Genomic DNA, 16,081 nt, shown 5'->3' on the forward strand with positions numbered 1-16,081 from the left:
TGAAATGAACGTAGAAAATTACTATAAACTTTTAGGTGTAGCTGAAACCGCAACAGATATCGAAATTAGAAAAGCTTATATAAAGATGATCAGGCAATTTCCAAATGAATCACATCCTGAGGAGTTTCAGCTTTTAACCAAAGCATACAAAACATTGTCAGATAAGGAACAACGTAGCTATTATGACGCTCAACTCGAAAAACAGCGCTCTGTGACTCGAATTACTTCAAAACCAGAACCTGTTCAATCAAGTTCGGGACAACCAATAAATCCAGTTAGTCAAGAGGAGTCGAGAAATCGGTCTGAGGGTTCTGGATCAAGTAATCGACCTGTAGCATCAGTGAAAAATAAAAAGAAATTGCCGATCTTACACATTTTGTTAGCATGTGCAGTGCTTTATATCCTTTATATCACGTTCTCACCAGCTAAAGATGTTGCTGATCCAGTAGAGGGTACAACAGCGAAAGTGGGGTCCTCAGTTGAAACGAACACAACTATTGGTGACACTGAATCAACGGATCGTAATTCTGATTTGGATACTGTCAAAGAAACTCCTGAACCTGAGGAGGTAACAAATACGATTCCTTCAAAAGAAATAGTGGAAGAATTCTTGCATCAATACTTTATAGCTTCTGTGGAAGTGATAGACGGAGTGGACTTTTCTAAGGTGGAAAGTTTCTTGGACCCAACTGGTAAGAAACTAGAAGAGCAGCATTCTTACACGCAATATTTGATTGAAAAAGGCATTACTGAAGATCTTGTTCAAATGCAGGTAAAGGATGTCCAGGCTACCGGTGAATTTATCGATGCAACAACCGAGGAAGTCTATGATATTTACTATTCGGATGGAAGAATAAAAAGAAAAACCTTCGAAAGTCAATATCACCTAAGGGTGAATGGGCAGCAACTATTAGTTAATGAATTGGTTTTTACTAACGAATTAAGTAGTGAAGATTTAAGGGGTCCAGAATTGAAGGTCGACCTGATTCTTCTTGAAGAGTTTCTATACAATTACATGGCTGATAGTGTTAATGCCATAAATTATCAAGACTTTTCTTACGTGGATTATTATTTGGCACCTAACAGTAAGCGGTATTTCGAACAGTTGGATTACACAAATTACTTGATTGAAAAAGGAATTACGGAAGAACTCTTGAGCTTCGAATTAATCGATGTACAAGATATCGGTAATCAAACCTATGAAGCAACCACGATGGAATCATACAATATTTATTATTTGAATGGAACTACTTCATATAAGGAATTTGAAAGTAGATTTCATATTAATCAAAGTGGCAGCGGGTTTCAAGTGACAGAATTAATATATACAAATGAACGTTAACAAAATGAAAGAGAAGCTAGAAGGGTTTCCAGCTTCTCTTCATTTTTTAAAGAGAGGTGGTACCTTATGCATCCCGAGGTTACAAAGTATGTTACATTCCTAATCGTGCCATTCTCTTATGATAAGGAGTATAAAGAAGCGGTTCGTAGTTTGAACGCTGACTATTTTCAGCCAACAAATATCCAAACAGAACGATTATTTGAACATGTAGAAATGCTCGTTTCTAGTGGAAATCATCCTGAAACAATTGGTTCTCATTTTTCTATGACACAAAAAGCTCGTTCAAAATTTGGATTACCTAATAAAAATGACCTTATGCTTACGTTGCAAACTAAGCAAGAACAGTATGAATTTAGTATCCCAGCAATCGAGCTATATTTATTTGAAACGCAAGTTGGTTTTTGGGTTATAAAGTTAGGATTGCCTAAAAATATTCAAATAGAAACGCTAATTGAAACCATTTATTATGCAAAAAAATTAGAACAATACGAGTACAATCTTTCCTATACAAAAAAGATTGGGCGGGACGAGTTTTACGAGCAGAATGTTCATCTCGGTTCCTTAATCACCGATTTGTCTCAGTCACTAGAAGTTTCTTCTTATTTTGAAGGGAAAGAGACCCCAACACATGCTCTTGTATATAGTTCATCAAAAATCGATTTAGAAGTAGAAAATAGTTCGTTTTTAACATCTTACCTCTTTCAATTGCGAAGGAGCTTTAAATCAACATATAAGCCGAGTATTGTTGAAAAAGATTTCGATAAGAATCCTGGATTATTACCGTTGTTTGATAATAGCTACTGGGGAATTTCTCTCGAAGGATTGGCGAATATTGTGACGAAAACAGACGATGCAAAGACGGAAGAGTTTTTTCAATCGAGTTATATGCATCAAATTGAGTCAACCTATTTTTATATATACATCCTTGCCCTTCATCAAAAGTATGCCTTATTACGATTGTCAATCGTGGCTTCCAAGCTTTCCTACGATTTACAACAGGTAGGCGAGGATAACTATACGGAGCAAAACTTCCTTATTTCCGAGCTTCGAAATCAAATCGTACGGTTCATGCTTCGCAGTTCTTATAATCAAGTTACAAATATCACTCATTATGGGCATTTGTATGAAATGGTTAGGGAAAACCTACGCATTAGTGATTTATTCCGAGAACTTCACGATGAACTCAATGCGCTCTCATCTTATACAGATGCAGCTGAACAAAGAATTCAACATCTTGCAGAACAAGAGAAAAAGGTTGCAACAGAAAAGTTTAATAGCAAGATAACTACTATTTCCATTTTCTTTTTACCAGTCACAGTGATTACAGGATTTTTCGGAATGAACCTAGATTTTATTACCGATATAGCAGAGCATTGGTGGATTTTGATCTTATCTACCCTTGTAGTCTATCTAATGGTACTGCTTTGGATTAAGGAAAATAAATAGTTTTTAAGGAAGCCTAAATCGTTGTTGATTTAGGCTTTTTGCGTTTTTTGGGGGCTTGGCTTTTTGTTTTTTATTGGGAAAGTTACCATGTATATAGTAGAATTTAACTATTAGTGAACAGGAAGTGATTAACAAATGAAGACCAGTGTATTTCATTTTATCGGAGAATTTTCCTGCCAATTAGAGGAGTTGGCGTTACGCGTTGAGGCGCTTTTATGGGACCAACCACAGGCGGCGATGACACAGGCGCGCTTGTTTGGAGAACTATTCGTTAATATGATTTTTGAGCAAGAAAATATGAGTGAAGTGTACCCACTAAAACTGGTAGAAAAGATAAATAGATTATTTAGACATGATGTTATTGATGATGATATTTATAAAAAGCTTGAATTCATTCGAAAAAATGGTAACATTGCCTCCCATCAAGTATTAGAAATGGACCAAGAAGTAGCAAAAGAAGTACACCGGACTATTTTTGATTTAGGAGTATGGTATGCAGAGGTTTATGTTAGCCATACCTTCAGTGCGCCTTCTTATGAATTACCCTCTAAGCAAAGCCAAGATCTTGATGCTATGAAACAATGGATGGATGAGTACATAAAAGAAACGCAGGCAAGGATTTCGGAAATTGAAGAACAGCTGAGTCAGTTGAAGGAAGAGAAGAAACAACACCCTATTGTTAAGGAGAAGAGAAACCCAATTCTTGATCAGCCTAAAAACAAAGGTAGACAAGTTCCTTTAGAAAAATTCCAATCAACTTTTAGAAAAGCCGGTTTTAATTATAGAGGTCAAACTAAAAAGGCGGCTGAATTTCAATTTGAAAATTTTAAAACGGGCTATGTTTATTTGTTAGATAATGCTACGCCAACAATTGCTATTCATCCTTGGCTAGTGGGACAAGCGAAATTGTTTGATGAGGAGCAGACTAAGTCACGAAAAAGTACTGCATTAAAGAACTTTCCGAGAATGAAAGAAAACGATCAACTCAAATCAAATTATGGATATGCGTTCACATTTCAAACGAATGGTGAATTAGAGGTTTTATTGCAACGGATTGCAGAAGAATTTGAAACTAAATATATGATTAAATAGAAATATCTTTGGCTAACTTCGTTGTGAAGTTGGCTTTTTTATTGTTTTATGTGAATAAAGTTTTGTATTGTGAAGGTTCAATGGGTTTATTTACTAACATTTTTAGACTAAAAATTTCTAAACATCTGTCGATAGAATAGAAGTGAATGTATTAAGCGCAACGAGAAATAATCTTGTTGTGCTTTCTTTATTGGTTAGAATACTTTCTTTAACAATGGTGCTATTTCGTATGAATAAAAGGAGACAAAGTAAGTCATCAAAAGTTCATTTTTTTAAAAAGTTTGTGTCAAACTTTGTCGGAAATATTGGCATTTTGTCGAAAGGTAGTATAATAGTTTAAGTCAACCTAGTACTTTAGTATTATAATCTTTCTGAAAAGGCAAACTTAATGAAAGTTAAGGGCGCAAAGCCAAGGGCCTAAAGCTAAAAAGCTATGGTAGCCTAGCTGCTGAGAATAAATGAAACCTGATTTTCATTAGGATCTTTATTCGAAAAGAAGGGAATGAATTTGTTGGTTAAAAATCAATTAGAAGAGAAAGACATTTTTCATGTATTTCAGACCATTTTGGATCTATCAAATAATTCACCTTTGGGTTATGAAGCACTAATCAGGTCTGTAAGCATACCCAGTCCAGAATTCATTTTTCATGAAGCTAGCGACTTTGGAAAACTGTATGAAATTGATTGTTATTCTATAGAAAAGGCTATTAAAACCTATCAATCAAATGGTTACACAAGTGAGGATGGCAAGCTCTTTCTAAATATATTGCCTTCAACAATCCTGCATGAATATTTTATGGAATTCATTATGAATCTGTTAAAAAGGGATGATCTCAGTAAACAAGAAATCATCTTAGAGATTTCAGAGTCTGAAAATATCGAGGATTTTGATGCTTTTATCAATAAAATTTCAGAATTAAAAAAGCTTGGTTTTAAAATAGCAATTGATGATTTTGGTAGGGGATATTCTGATATTAAGAGCATCATCGAATTAGAACCGCATTATATAAAATTTGATCGTTACTTTTCTAAAGAGCTTGCCACTTGTAGTAAAAAGAGAGAGCTAATAAAAAGCATAATAAGTTATTGTGAAAAATATGAATGTGAACTAATTCTAGAGGGTATTGAAAGAAAAGTTGATTTAGAAACAGCCTACAAACTAGGAGTTACTTATGTGCAAGGGTATCTATTTGGTAAACCTTCATCTCTAAAATCTAAATCAGTCGTAATATCATAAGTTATTACTCTGTACAAATAGAAAGGAAATTCAACTATGAAAAACAACCAAGAAAAACGAAAACGAAAGAAATTACTTAATTTTACAATCAGCAAGAGGCTATACATAACCTTTATCTTCATTATCTTGTTACCAAGTTTTACGATTGGTTTTATGTCTTACAATAGTGCACAAAAGGAAATTAAAAAACAGATACTTGCTAGTTCTACAGCAAATGTAAATCTTCTAAATCAATATATAGTCGATCATATATCTTCAAAGTACAATGATGTTGAGTATTTCGTATCCAAGCTAAATGCCGGGTCCTTTGTAGAGGCTGAAATACCAACTACAATTGAGGCCTTTACACAATATTCACTTCTTCATCCTGACATAGTGACAATCTTTTCGGGAACCAAAGATGGGAACATGCTTTTATATCCAAATGCTAGTCTACCTGAAGATTTTGATCCAAGAGAGAGAGAATGGTATAAACAAGCCATTGCAAACCCAGGGAAAGTTATCATTACAGAACCATATGAGGATTTAGCTACTGGTAGTATCTTAGTGACCATAGCACAAACGATAAATGATGGATCTGGCGTTATCGGTCTGGACATCGACTTAGAGTCCCTAAAAAAAATGACATCCAGTATTAAAATTGGTGAGAATGGGTATACGTTTATTCTTACTGCACAAAGAAAATATTTAGTTGATCCAACTCAAGAAACTGGTTCAGTACCACAAGGGGAAACCTATAGCAAATTAATATTTGAAGAACAAAGTGGAATACTTTCTGATGAGTTTCAAGGTAATAAATACGAAACTACCTTTGTTACGAACGAACAAACTGGTTGGAAAATCGCAGGTGTAATGGAACAGAAAGAGATTGATGAAGCAACTCAAGGTATTCTACTTTCAACATTATTAATAGTAGCCATTTTTATTTTTATTGGTTTAGCTAGTGCTATTTTAATTGTAAGAAGTATTACGAAACCTCTGAATTTCTTAGTACAGGTTACGGATAAAGTAAGTAATGGAGATCTTACTCAGTCCATAAAAGTGAAAAACAATGATGAGGTGGGACAATTAGGTAATAGCTTTAATAAAATGTTGGGTTCATTGAGGGAACTACTATCACAGGTAGATGAAAAATCACAGACATTGGCAGCATCCTCAGAACAATTGACTGCAAGCTCAGAACAAAATAGCCAAGCAACTGAACAGATAGCAAATGCGATTCAAGAAGTTGCGGTTGACACTGAACAACAAACAGAAATGGTAAGGCACACTACAGAAGTAGTGAAAGAAATGAATATTGGCATTCAACAAATTGAATTGAATGCTCAAAATGTTTCTAGAACCTCTGATGAAGCATTGGCCATCGTGGAGAACGGTGAACAGGCATTAAAGGAATCTATTCAACAAATGCAAAATATCAATACATCGGTAGCAGATCTAGGAAAAATTATTAATTCATTAGGAGAGCGTTCCGAAGAAATTAATCAGATTGTAAATGTGATCTCCGATATTGCTAGTCAGACAAATCTTTTAGCTTTAAACGCAGCCATTGAAGCAGCAAGAGCGGGAGAACACGGAAAAGGCTTTGCTGTTGTCGCAGATGAAGTGAGAAAATTAGCGGAACAGTCAGCAAAATCGACCGAAAGCATTCGCGAACTGATCGCTTCAATCCAAGAAGATACCAAACAAGCTGTTGAGTCAATGAATCAGGGAACAGAAGAGACCGAAAAGGGAATATATGTGGTAAACAATGCTGGTTTATCCTTTACAACAATTCAAAAATTTGTTAATGAAGTATCTTCACAAATACAGGAAGTTTCAGCATCAATAGCACAAATGACACAAGGCGCGCAACAAGTGGTTGAAGCTGTAAGTGAAATAGATGAAATTGCTAGGAAGACAACTGGACAGGGCCAAGAGGTATCTGCAGCAACAGAAGAGCAATTAGCATCCATGCAGGAAATCGCATCTTCAGCGGCTTCTTTATCTTATATGGCTGAGGAGTTACAAGAAGCGGTTAGGAAGTTTAGGGTGTGATCATCAACAAGAGCTTTTTAAATCAAATAAATGTTGATTCGGAAATAGTAACAAACCTTGAGGGAAATTCATCTCGTAGTTGATAAGGTAAATACCATGGTGAGTTAATATAAACTGTAAACAGATAATGTATATTCAACACAGCGGGTTGCTTGATCACAGCTCGTTGTGTTTTTATTAATTTGCTTTCAGCTTAGAAAAATTAACTAATAATAAATACCTAAATTTTCGAATAATTATTGACCTTTGTTTTCTGTGTGTATAAAATTTATATGACAAAAGACCTAAGAAGGTGGATAAAATTTGAAAATTGAAAGTGTTATCCGATTAGTTAACATCATGGTTTCCGAAAAAAATTTCCCTAATGCCAGAAAAATGATAATCAATGAATGGAATCGTCTAACAGAGGCTCAAAATTATGTTCTGCTAAATTCTAATGCACAACAGTTTATAAAAATAATAAAAGAAGAGTTAGAGCAAGGAACCTTTGTAACTCTAACAGATTCAGATAAAAAAGTATTAATATTAGTCAACAGGTATATTAAAGACCTCCAGTTCCGTATTGCAAAAAGAATTTGTGAAGAACATCAAGCATTATTAGATAGACCAGAAGCTCAAAAATGGCTTACATCGGATGCTAGATATATGTGTGAAATTTGGAAAAAATCTGTCTAGAGCCATTTGGAGGTAACCAGAGAATCGGACCATTAAATTAGTTTCTCAACAAATAATAAAAATTTAGACCAAGAGAGATGGTTTTTTGAAAAAATCACCACTTCCCTCCGTGTAAAACACATACTTATAAACAAGTGACATCCCCGTCCATTTCATTTAAAATGGAAATTATAAAGAAACAGGACAGGAAGGTAAAGAATATGAAAACGGCGATTGTAACTGATAGTACAGCTTACATTCCAAAGGAACTTCGTGAAAAACTTAATATACATATGATTCCGCTAAGTGTTGTATTTGGCGGGGAGACCTATCGTGAGGAAGTCGATATTACGGCAGAGGCTTTCTACGAAGAGCTAAAGGCTCGCAAGGATTTGCCAACCACTTCACAGCCGCCGACTGGTGAATTCGTGGAGCTTTTTGAAAAGCTAGGACAGGAGTACGATACTGTCATTAGTATTCACTTATCTAGTGGAATTAGCGGGACCTATCAAGGTTCAGTGACTGCAGGTGAAATGGTTGAAGGTGTGAAGGTACATGCTTTTGACTCTGAAATCAGCTGTATTGTGCAAGGCTTTTACGCGCTAGAGGCAGCGGAAATGGCGAATGAAGGAAAGCCAGTTGAAGAGATTATGGCAAGGTTAGAAGAGATGAAAATGTCGATGAGAGCCTATTTTATGGTGGATGATCTCACAAATCTTCAGCGCGGTGGCCGCCTGAGCGGGGCTGCGGCTTTTGTCGGCAGTTTGTTACAGGTGAAGCCAATCTTATGCTTTGAGGATAAAGTGATTGTGCCATTCGAAAAAATTCGTACGCGTAAAAAGGCGTTGAATCGAGTGTTTGAATTATTTGATGAAGATGCAAGCAAAGGTGTTCCAATGCGTGCAGCGCTGATCCACGGAAACATTGAGGAAGAGGCGAAGGAATTGAAGGCTGAACTTGAAAAGAAATACCCACATGTCGAATTTTTACTAAGCTATTTCGGACCTGTTATTGGAACCCATCTTGGTGAAGGTGCGATTGGGTTAGGTTGGTATAAGAAATAAAATAGGGGCGCCGTGCTGAGGTGCGGCGCTGTTATTAATTGAATAATAAATACGGAGGTCCTTCATGCGATTTTTACTAGAAAAAGAAATATTAATCCCTGAACAGCTATTGGACAAGTCTGGCGCCAAGCGAATTACCGATTTTGAATCCGGCTATCTGCAGCAAATGAATCCCACTTTTAAGTACTCCTCTGAACTCCAACAATTACTCAACGGCAAGCAACTCCTACTTGAAGAAATTCCATTATCCCTAGAAGACATACATACTCACTATTTGAATGGTTATTTGCAATATCGAAAATGCATTACGAAAACGAAGGATGGTTATTCCTGTGTTCGGTGCGGGAATTCCGTCCAAAAACTGTTTGCTTCGTTTGAATGTGAAAGGTGTAAAGAAGAATGTACTTATTGCAGGAAGTGCATTAATATGGGACGGATGAGTGAGTGCACGGTTTTGGTGAGTTGGACGGGGCCGAGTCAGAATGTTGATATTCCGGATAAACCACTTGTGTGGGAAGGAACCCTTTCACCGGGACAACAAAAGGCTTCTACAGAACTAATAAATGCGTTTCAGGACGATGACCAGTTACTAGTCTGGGCTGTGTGTGGAGCGGGGAAAACTGAAATTCTGTTTGAGGGAATCGAAGTGGCACTTCAGGTCGGTAAAAGAGTGTGTATCGCGACGCCACGAACTGATGTCGTAATTGAGCTAGCACCACGGATAAAATCTGCATTTCCACAAGTTGATGTTATCGCCTTGTATGGAGGAAGCGAGGACCGCAACAAGACTGCACCCATCACGCTTGCCACAACCCACCAACTTCTCCGTTTCTACAAATCCTTCGACATGATCATAATAGATGAGGTAGACGCCTTTCCCTATTCAGTTGAGCCAATGCTGCAATATGCTGTGAACCAATCGAAAAAGGACATCTCGTCGACCATCTACCTCACCGCAACGCCTAATCAAACCTGGAAAAATGAAATTGCAGCGGGTAAAAGAAAAGCTGTAACCATTCCTGCAAGGTTTCATCGATACGCATTACCAGTTCCGGAATTTATATGGTGTGGGAACTGGGAGAAAATCTTGAAAAAGAAGAGGCTTCCCGGGAATGTGATGGCGTGGATAAAGGAACATCTCGACATCGGTAAGCAAGCTTTTTTATTCGTACCACGGATTGCTTATATGGAAAGCATCGTAGAAAGTTTGCAAACTCTTGATCCCCGAATCGAAGGAGTTCATGCCGAGGATCCAGATCGAAAAGACAAGGTAGCACGCTTCCGCTCTGGTGAAATCCCAATACTCGTGACAACCACCATTTTAGAAAGAGGCGTAACCGTACCTAATATTGATGTTGCTGTGCTGGGAGCGGAGGATAAAATTTTTACAGAGAGCGCCTTGGTGCAGATTTCTGGCCGAGTTGGACGGAGTGCTAAATTTCCCAAAGGCGAGATTTTATTTTTTCATTACGGCAGAACGAGGGAAATGATCAAGGTAAAACAGCACATCGAAAATATGAACAAAGAAGCCATCCAAAACGGCTTCATTGATTGATTTCACAGCCCATTTTTATTATGATAAAAATAACGGGCAAAGAACGGAGTAGGCGGTGATTTCCAGTGAAAAAAGTTGTTTATACGATTGCACTTCTCTTCATCATCGGGGGTGTTTCATTAACAGGCTACTCGATTTTTCAAATTTGGGATTCGAATCAGTCTCAAAAAGAGGCATTGGTTCAGGCGGAAGAACTCATTTCCACACCGCCAACCGAGAAAAAAGTAGAAAAGGAAATTGTCATTCCGACCTTTGAAAAAGGCGATACAATGGGGGTTTTAGAGGTTCCAAAACTCGGTGAGAAAATGCCGATCATTGAAGGCACGGATGAAAAGGAACTGGCGAAAGGTGTTGGGCATTACCTCGGTACAGCACTGCCGACTCAAAACGATCAAATCGTTCTATCGGGTCACCGCGATACACTTTTTAGGCGATTTGATGAGCTAGAAATCGGTGATACATTTGTGGTGAAATTAGAATACGGCGACTTTACCTATGAAATTGTTGATACGAAAATTGTGGATGCTGACGACCGAACCATCATCAAATCAACAGCACCGAACGAGGAGCTCATTGTAACCACCTGTTATCCATTTGGATATCTCGGTGACGCGCCATATCGATTCATTTTTTATGCTAAAAAGGTAGATTAAAATTAAGACCCCTAAGTTGGACGAAGAATCCGGCTTAGGGGTTTTTTGATAGTACAAAAGTATCATTTTGCATAGGTTGAAAGGGGAATTTACAATCGTGTCAAATCTATTATTGTTAAAGATAGGCACAACAAAACTATTTCCAATTAATGTTTATTATGTGATAATAAAATAAGATAGAGAGAATGGAGAGGTTCGTGTGAAGGTTTTTAATGCAATGGAGCCACTAGTAGCTGAAGCAATCAATGAAAACTGGTCTGAATACAACTTGCCTTGCAAATGTGAGCAATGTAAAAATGATGTATTTGCCATTACTCTAAATAATCTACCACCACGCTATGTATCGAAGGATAACGGAGTGGCTTATGTCCGCGCCCAATATTTTAATAAACAAATGATGGCCAACCTCTACGTGAAAATCGCAGAAGCCGTGAACATCGTCGCCAAAAATCCACAATGCGATAATACGAAAAGGAGCTAAGATATGTCTACATGCATACTTTGCCACAATTATTTTGAGGAAGTGGATTCCTGGTCGACATTGTTTTCGTTGGCCGAACCAGATCCACTTTGTTCAACCTGCAGTGAGAAATTTGAAAAAGTTGACGGTGAACTTTGTGATATTTGTGGTCGGCCTTTTTCGGAACTGTCCGATGAGTATCGTGAAGGAAGCCTCTGTTATGACTGTGTTCGGTGGGAAAAGGATCCGGAGTGGCAAGGTGTGCTTACAAAGAACCGGTCAATTTACTTATATAATGACTTTGCGAAAGATGTTTTATCCCTCTATAAATTCCGCGGTGACTATTTGATTGCTTCTATTTTTAAAACCCCACTGAAAAATGCTTTTAAAACACATTTTATTCCTTCCTATTACATTGTACCGATTCCATTAAGTAACGAACGTTTGTATGAGCGCGGGTTTAACCAGGCAAAGGAATTAGCAGAAATACTGGATGCTCAGGTGCATGAAGTGCTAGCACGAACTCATTTGGAAAAACAATCGAAAAAGAGCCGTAATGAAAGGATATCTGGAGAAAATGTGTTCCAAGTGATTGAGATAGTTCAGGATAAAGATATTTTATTAGTGGATGATATTTATACGACAGGATCGACATTAAGGCATGCGGCTGCAGTGCTGTTAAAGGCCGGAGCGATGTCGGTTTCGTCGTTGACGTTGATGAGGGGATAGTTATTTCAAAAAACTGTCACTACAAACTCATCCAAAAACACCGATATAATAGATAGAAATTAGGTGTTTGAGGAGAGAGTCAACATGGCAGAACTATTGAATTGCCCAAATTGCGGCAGTCTTTTTGTAAAAACAAATCTTCGTGATGTATGCGAAAAATGTTATAAGGAAGAGGAAATCGCGTTCGAAACCGTTTATAAATTTATTCGAAAAAGAGAAAATCGCACAGCGACCATTTATGAAGCAGCAGAGGGAACTGGTGTTGACGAAGAATTAATCATCAAATTTATCCGGACAGGAAAGCTGAAACTGGCTCAATTCCCAAACCTTGGATATCCATGCCGAAAATGTCGTACCATAATCCGAGACGGGGTTTTATGCGACGATTGTTCAAAGGAGCTTCGCAGTGAATTAACAACTTTTGAACAGGAAGAAGAACGGAAGAAAGAAATACTAGAACGTGAAAAAAGAACGTATTTTGCGGATTAAAATTTCTAAACATTTTCATGTCACTGCCGATATAAAGGAAAAGACACGAAGTTCGGATAGAAAGTGAGGTTTTACCATGAAAATTAACCAGTTCGGACCTGTTGGAATGAATCCATATAAAAAGCAAATGAACAAGATTGCCGCAACAGAAAAGTCAACTCAGACAGATAAGGTCGAAATTTCTTCTGCTGCAAAACAACTACAGGAAACTTCACCAATCACAGTTGCGCGCCAACAAAAGGTTGAAGCTCTAAAGCAACAGGTTCAAAGTGGAACCTATAAGGTGAACGTAGAAGACGTTGCGAAGACCGTCTATGATTTTTATTTTAAAAAGTAATGTGAGAATGGAGGGTAACTATGTCAGCTGAAAACTTAGTCGCGTTGCTCAAAAAAATACTTATTTTACAACAAAATTTACTTAAGCTAGCTGAGCGGAAAACAGACATTTTGAAAAAAGGCGACATTGATGCCCTTAACGAACAAATGAAGGAAGAACAGAAATACATTTTAGCAATCAAACAATTGGAAAATGAACGAATTGCGATTGTTGATCAATTGCTTGGGCCTCGTGTTCAGGAAAAGACATTATCGAGGTGTATTGAGGTCACGAGTGATCCAGTTCGTTCAAGTTTAGCGGAATTACATGAGGAACTGGTTAAAGTGACTCACGAATTAAAGGCAGCGAATGACATAAATCAACAGCTCACACATCAATCTTTGCAGTACGTGAACATGTCATTGGACATGCTTTTGCCACAGGAGCAAACTGTCAACTACGGAAACCCAGCGGGAACAAAAGAGAAAAAGCAAACACGCTCGATGTTTGATTCGAAGGCTTAGACAACGGAGGATGGAATAATGGTATCAACTTTTCATGGACTAGAAACAGCACGCAGAGGCATGATGACCCAACAAAGTGCGCTATATACAACTGGACATAATATCGCGAATGCGAGTACACCCGGCTACACAAGGCAACGCGTTAATTTTACCCAGACAAATCCATACCCATCTCCTGGTCTAAATGCGGCGAAAATTCCCGGACAGGTTGGAACAGGTGTTGAAGCCGGAACGATTCAACGTGTGCGCGAAAGCTTTTTGGACGTTCAGTTCCGCGGTGAGCAAACAAAAACAAGCTACTGGGAAACACGCGCAAACGCATTGGGAAAAATGGAAGAAATTATGAATGAGCCATCTACAACGGGCCTTGCAAACACAATGAACCAATTCTGGCAGTCCCTGCAGGATTTAGCTGCAAACCCAGAAGACCAAGGTGCGCGTTCGGTAGTGCGCCAACGCGGTGAAATGGTAGCGAACACTTTTAACTATCTATCAAACTCTTTAACTGCAATAAAAGACGACTTCGGTAAACAAATCAGTGTAACTGTGAAAACAGTAAACTCGCTTTCTGACCAAATCAGCAGGATTAATAAGCAAATTTCTGAAATTGAACCAGTTGGATACCTTCCAAATGATTTGTACGATGAACGTGATCGACTTATTGATGAACTTTCTAAATATGTGGAAATTAAGGTTCATCCACCTAGAAGCAGTGGCGGCGATTCATTACCAGTTGCAGAAGGTATTTTAGACATATCAATTGTTGGTGACAACGGGACGGAAACCAAATTGATTGATGGAAGTACTTTTAAAAAGCTTTCAGTCGTTCCTGGAATGGATTCTGATGGAGACGGAGTAAACGACCAACCAACAGGTCCTGTTACTGGTTTTAAATTAGATGGACAAGATATACCTTTTATTCGTAGTGGAGAAATGAAAGCATTAGTAGAAGCTTACGGATATGTGGAAAATGGTGCGGAAAAAGGCATATATTCTAAAATGCTAGATGACTTGGATAAAATGGCGTATTCGTTTGCGACAGAGTTTAACAATGTCCACAAACAGGGTTACACATTGAAAACTTCAACAGAGGCTAGTGCACAAGGTGGAGATTTCTTTACTCCATTTATTGGAGCTGGAGCAAATGCACATGCGGGTGCAGCGTCAACTATAAGTGTTTCTGCTAACATCGAGAATCTAAGCCATATCGCTGTTTCAACCATTCAAGGAGAATCTGGAAATGGCTATAATGCGACAAATTTAGCAAATGTAAAAAATGCTGATTTTGGTAAATTAGCTGGTTTTCCGATTACGTCAGGTAGTATCCAATCCTTCTATGAATCTCTCATCGGTTCAATGGGGGTAGATTCGCAGGAAGCAATTCGCATGGCAGATAACTCAGCGGTACTGAAGGATTCAGTAGAAAATCGTCGCCAATCGGTAAGTGCAGTTTCCTTAGATGAAGAGATGACAAACATGATCAAGTTCCAGCATGCATACAACGGGTCTGCAAGAATGATTACAGTACTCGACGAAATGCTAGATAGAATCATTAACGGCCTAGGTACTGGTGGAAGGTAGGTGTAAAATATGCGCGTAACACAATCCATGCTAACAAATAACATGTTGCGAAACCTAAGTAATAGTTACGAAAGACTTGGAAAATACCAGGATCAATTAAATACACAAAAGAAGATTACAAAGCCATCCGATGATCCAGTTGTGGCGATTAAGGGAATGCGATATCGTACTGACCTTGCTGAAATTGAGCAGTATCAACGAAACCTATCTGAAGCATATACTTGGATGGAGTCTGCAGATGATGCGATGGATAAAATGACTCAGGCACTGCATCGTGTTAAGGAATTGACTGTGCAGGCGAGTAATGGTACCAATGGTGCGGATGAAAAGAAGAACATTGCGATTGAAATTGAACAATTAAAAGAGCATATTGCTACTATCGCGAATACAAAGGTCGGAAATAAATATATTTTTAATGGTACCAATACAACTGATGCACCGGTTGATCTAGCGACGAGTAGTATTTCAACTTCAAATAGTGATGTCTTACTTGAGGTTTCTAAAGGTGTTCACATTAATGTAAATGTGAAATCTTCTGACCTATTAAAAGGTAGTAATACAAATGACATCTTTACAGAACTTGATAATTTAATTCAGGATCTTAACTCTGATGGTGATATAGGAATGTATCTGGATATTTTAGATTCCCATACATCGAATGTTGTCGCAAATCGTGCTGATCTCGGGGCAAGATATAACCGTATTGAACTTATTGATGATAGACTTGGCTCACAAGAGGTAATTGCGAATAGAATTATTTCTGAGAATGAAGATGCGGAAATGGAAAAGGTTATTATTAATTTAACAACCGCGGAAGCAGTACACCGTGCAGCCCTTGGAGTCGGAGCGAAAATTATGCAACCAACATTAATGGACTTTTTACGTTAAGCTATCTTTTTTAA

16 protein-coding genes, 1 pseudogene and 1 riboswitch are annotated in these 16,081 nt (G+C 37.9%); all 17 genes and pseudogenes read left to right on the forward strand.

Going from position 1 to position 16,081, the window contains the following annotated elements:
• The first annotated feature begins 4 nt into the window (after positions 1-4).
• The 17 genes and pseudogenes from V7097_RS06295 (at position 5) to flgL (ending at position 16,067) form a co-directional block, all read left to right on the forward strand.
• Positions 5-1,342, forward strand: coding sequence for a J domain-containing protein (locus V7097_RS06295; protein ID WP_335702757.1), 1,338 nt, complete (start codon positions 5-7; stop codon positions 1,340-1,342).
• 66 nt (positions 1,343-1,408) lie between these two features.
• Complete coding sequence (locus tag V7097_RS06300; RefSeq protein ID WP_335702758.1) at positions 1,409-2,788, forward strand: CorA family divalent cation transporter; 1,380 nt, start codon at positions 1,409-1,411, stop codon at positions 2,786-2,788.
• Between the two features lie 135 nt (positions 2,789-2,923).
• Positions 2,924-3,880 carry a DUF4145 domain-containing protein gene (locus V7097_RS06305; protein WP_335702759.1) on the forward strand — a complete coding sequence of 319 codons (957 nt, stop codon included), beginning with the start codon at positions 2,924-2,926 and terminating at the stop codon, positions 3,878-3,880.
• A 368-nt stretch (positions 3,881-4,248) separates the two neighbouring features.
• Positions 4,249-4,333: riboswitch (cyclic di-GMP riboswitch) on the forward strand.
• Positions 4,334-4,388: 55 nt separating this feature from the next.
• A complete protein-coding gene (locus V7097_RS06310) occupies positions 4,389-5,117 on the forward strand; it encodes an EAL domain-containing protein (protein WP_335702760.1) in 729 nt (242 codons plus the stop codon).
• Between the two features lie 153 nt (positions 5,118-5,270).
• A pseudogene (locus V7097_RS26010) lies at positions 5,271-6,215 on the forward strand (cache domain-containing protein); the annotation flags it as partial.
• Positions 6,207-7,154 (forward strand): methyl-accepting chemotaxis protein, encoded by a 948-nt coding sequence (locus V7097_RS26015; RefSeq protein WP_438824208.1) that lies wholly within the window; start codon positions 6,207-6,209, stop codon positions 7,152-7,154. The pseudogene V7097_RS26010 and the gene V7097_RS26015, both read left to right, overlap by 9 nt.
• 303 nt (positions 7,155-7,457) lie before the next feature.
• Entirely contained in the window at positions 7,458-7,829 is a 372-nt protein-coding gene (locus tag V7097_RS06320) for a hypothetical protein (RefSeq protein WP_335702762.1), read from the forward strand.
• Positions 7,830-8,029: 200 nt separating this feature from the next.
• Positions 8,030-8,872 carry a DegV family protein gene (locus V7097_RS06325; RefSeq protein ID WP_335702763.1) on the forward strand — a complete coding sequence of 281 codons (843 nt, stop codon included), beginning with the start codon at positions 8,030-8,032 and terminating at the stop codon, positions 8,870-8,872.
• A gap of 64 nt (positions 8,873-8,936) precedes the next feature.
• Positions 8,937-10,427, forward strand: coding sequence for a DEAD/DEAH box helicase (locus V7097_RS06330; RefSeq protein WP_335702764.1), 1,491 nt, complete (start codon positions 8,937-8,939; stop codon positions 10,425-10,427).
• 65 nt (positions 10,428-10,492) lie between these two features.
• Entirely contained in the window at positions 10,493-11,080 is a 588-nt protein-coding gene (locus tag V7097_RS06335; protein ID WP_335702765.1) for a class D sortase, read from the forward strand.
• A gap of 199 nt (positions 11,081-11,279) precedes the next feature.
• Entirely contained in the window at positions 11,280-11,561 is a 282-nt protein-coding gene (locus V7097_RS06340; protein WP_335702766.1) for a late competence development ComFB family protein, read from the forward strand.
• 3 nt (positions 11,562-11,564) lie between these two features.
• Positions 11,565-12,269, forward strand: a complete 705-nt coding sequence (locus V7097_RS06345; protein WP_335702767.1) for a ComF family protein — start codon at positions 11,565-11,567, stop codon at positions 12,267-12,269.
• A gap of 84 nt (positions 12,270-12,353) precedes the next feature.
• Positions 12,354-12,758, forward strand: coding sequence for a TIGR03826 family flagellar region protein (locus tag V7097_RS06350; protein ID WP_335702768.1), 405 nt, complete (start codon positions 12,354-12,356; stop codon positions 12,756-12,758).
• 76 nt (positions 12,759-12,834) lie between these two features.
• Positions 12,835-13,095, forward strand: coding sequence for a flagellar biosynthesis anti-sigma factor FlgM (gene flgM / locus V7097_RS06355; protein ID WP_335702769.1), 261 nt, complete (start codon positions 12,835-12,837; stop codon positions 13,093-13,095).
• Positions 13,096-13,115: 20 nt separating this feature from the next.
• Positions 13,116-13,598, forward strand: a complete 483-nt coding sequence (locus tag V7097_RS06360) for a flagellar protein FlgN (protein WP_335702770.1) — start codon at positions 13,116-13,118, stop codon at positions 13,596-13,598.
• An 18-nt stretch (positions 13,599-13,616) separates the two neighbouring features.
• Positions 13,617-15,179 carry a flagellar hook-associated protein FlgK gene (gene flgK, locus V7097_RS06365; protein ID WP_335702771.1) on the forward strand — a complete coding sequence of 521 codons (1,563 nt, stop codon included), beginning with the start codon at positions 13,617-13,619 and terminating at the stop codon, positions 15,177-15,179.
• A 9-nt stretch (positions 15,180-15,188) separates the two neighbouring features.
• Positions 15,189-16,067, forward strand: coding sequence for a flagellar hook-associated protein FlgL (gene flgL, locus V7097_RS06370; RefSeq protein WP_335702772.1), 879 nt, complete (start codon positions 15,189-15,191; stop codon positions 16,065-16,067).
• Positions 16,068-16,081: the final 14 nt, after the last annotated feature.

Source organism: Bacillus sp. JJ1562, assembly GCF_036962705.1.
Classification (GTDB): Bacteria; Bacillota; Bacilli; order Bacillales; family Bacillaceae_L; genus Ferdinandcohnia.

Bases quoted from the DNA above. Each gene is read 5' to 3' on its own strand.
- V7097_RS06295 (WP_335702757.1), top strand. From the start codon at position 5: ATGAACGTAGAAAATTACTATAAACTTTTAGGTGTAGCTGAAACCGCA.
- V7097_RS06300 (WP_335702758.1), top strand. From the start codon at position 1,409: ATGCATCCCGAGGTTACAAAGTATGTTACATTCCTAATCGTGCCATTC.
- V7097_RS06305 (WP_335702759.1), top strand. From the start codon at position 2,924: ATGAAGACCAGTGTATTTCATTTTATCGGAGAATTTTCCTGCCAATTA.
- V7097_RS26015 (WP_438824208.1), top strand. From the start codon at position 6,207: ATGTTGGGTTCATTGAGGGAACTACTATCACAGGTAGATGAAAAATCA.
- V7097_RS06325 (WP_335702763.1), top strand. From the start codon at position 8,030: ATGAAAACGGCGATTGTAACTGATAGTACAGCTTACATTCCAAAGGAA.
- V7097_RS06330 (WP_335702764.1), top strand. From the start codon at position 8,937: ATGCGATTTTTACTAGAAAAAGAAATATTAATCCCTGAACAGCTATTG.
- V7097_RS06345 (WP_335702767.1), top strand. From the start codon at position 11,565: ATGTCTACATGCATACTTTGCCACAATTATTTTGAGGAAGTGGATTCC.
- V7097_RS06350 (WP_335702768.1), top strand. From the start codon at position 12,354: ATGGCAGAACTATTGAATTGCCCAAATTGCGGCAGTCTTTTTGTAAAA.
- flgM (WP_335702769.1), top strand. From the start codon at position 12,835: ATGAAAATTAACCAGTTCGGACCTGTTGGAATGAATCCATATAAAAAG.
- V7097_RS06360 (WP_335702770.1), top strand. From the start codon at position 13,116: ATGTCAGCTGAAAACTTAGTCGCGTTGCTCAAAAAAATACTTATTTTA.
- flgK (WP_335702771.1), top strand. From the start codon at position 13,617: ATGGTATCAACTTTTCATGGACTAGAAACAGCACGCAGAGGCATGATG.
- flgL (WP_335702772.1), top strand. From the start codon at position 15,189: ATGCGCGTAACACAATCCATGCTAACAAATAACATGTTGCGAAACCTA.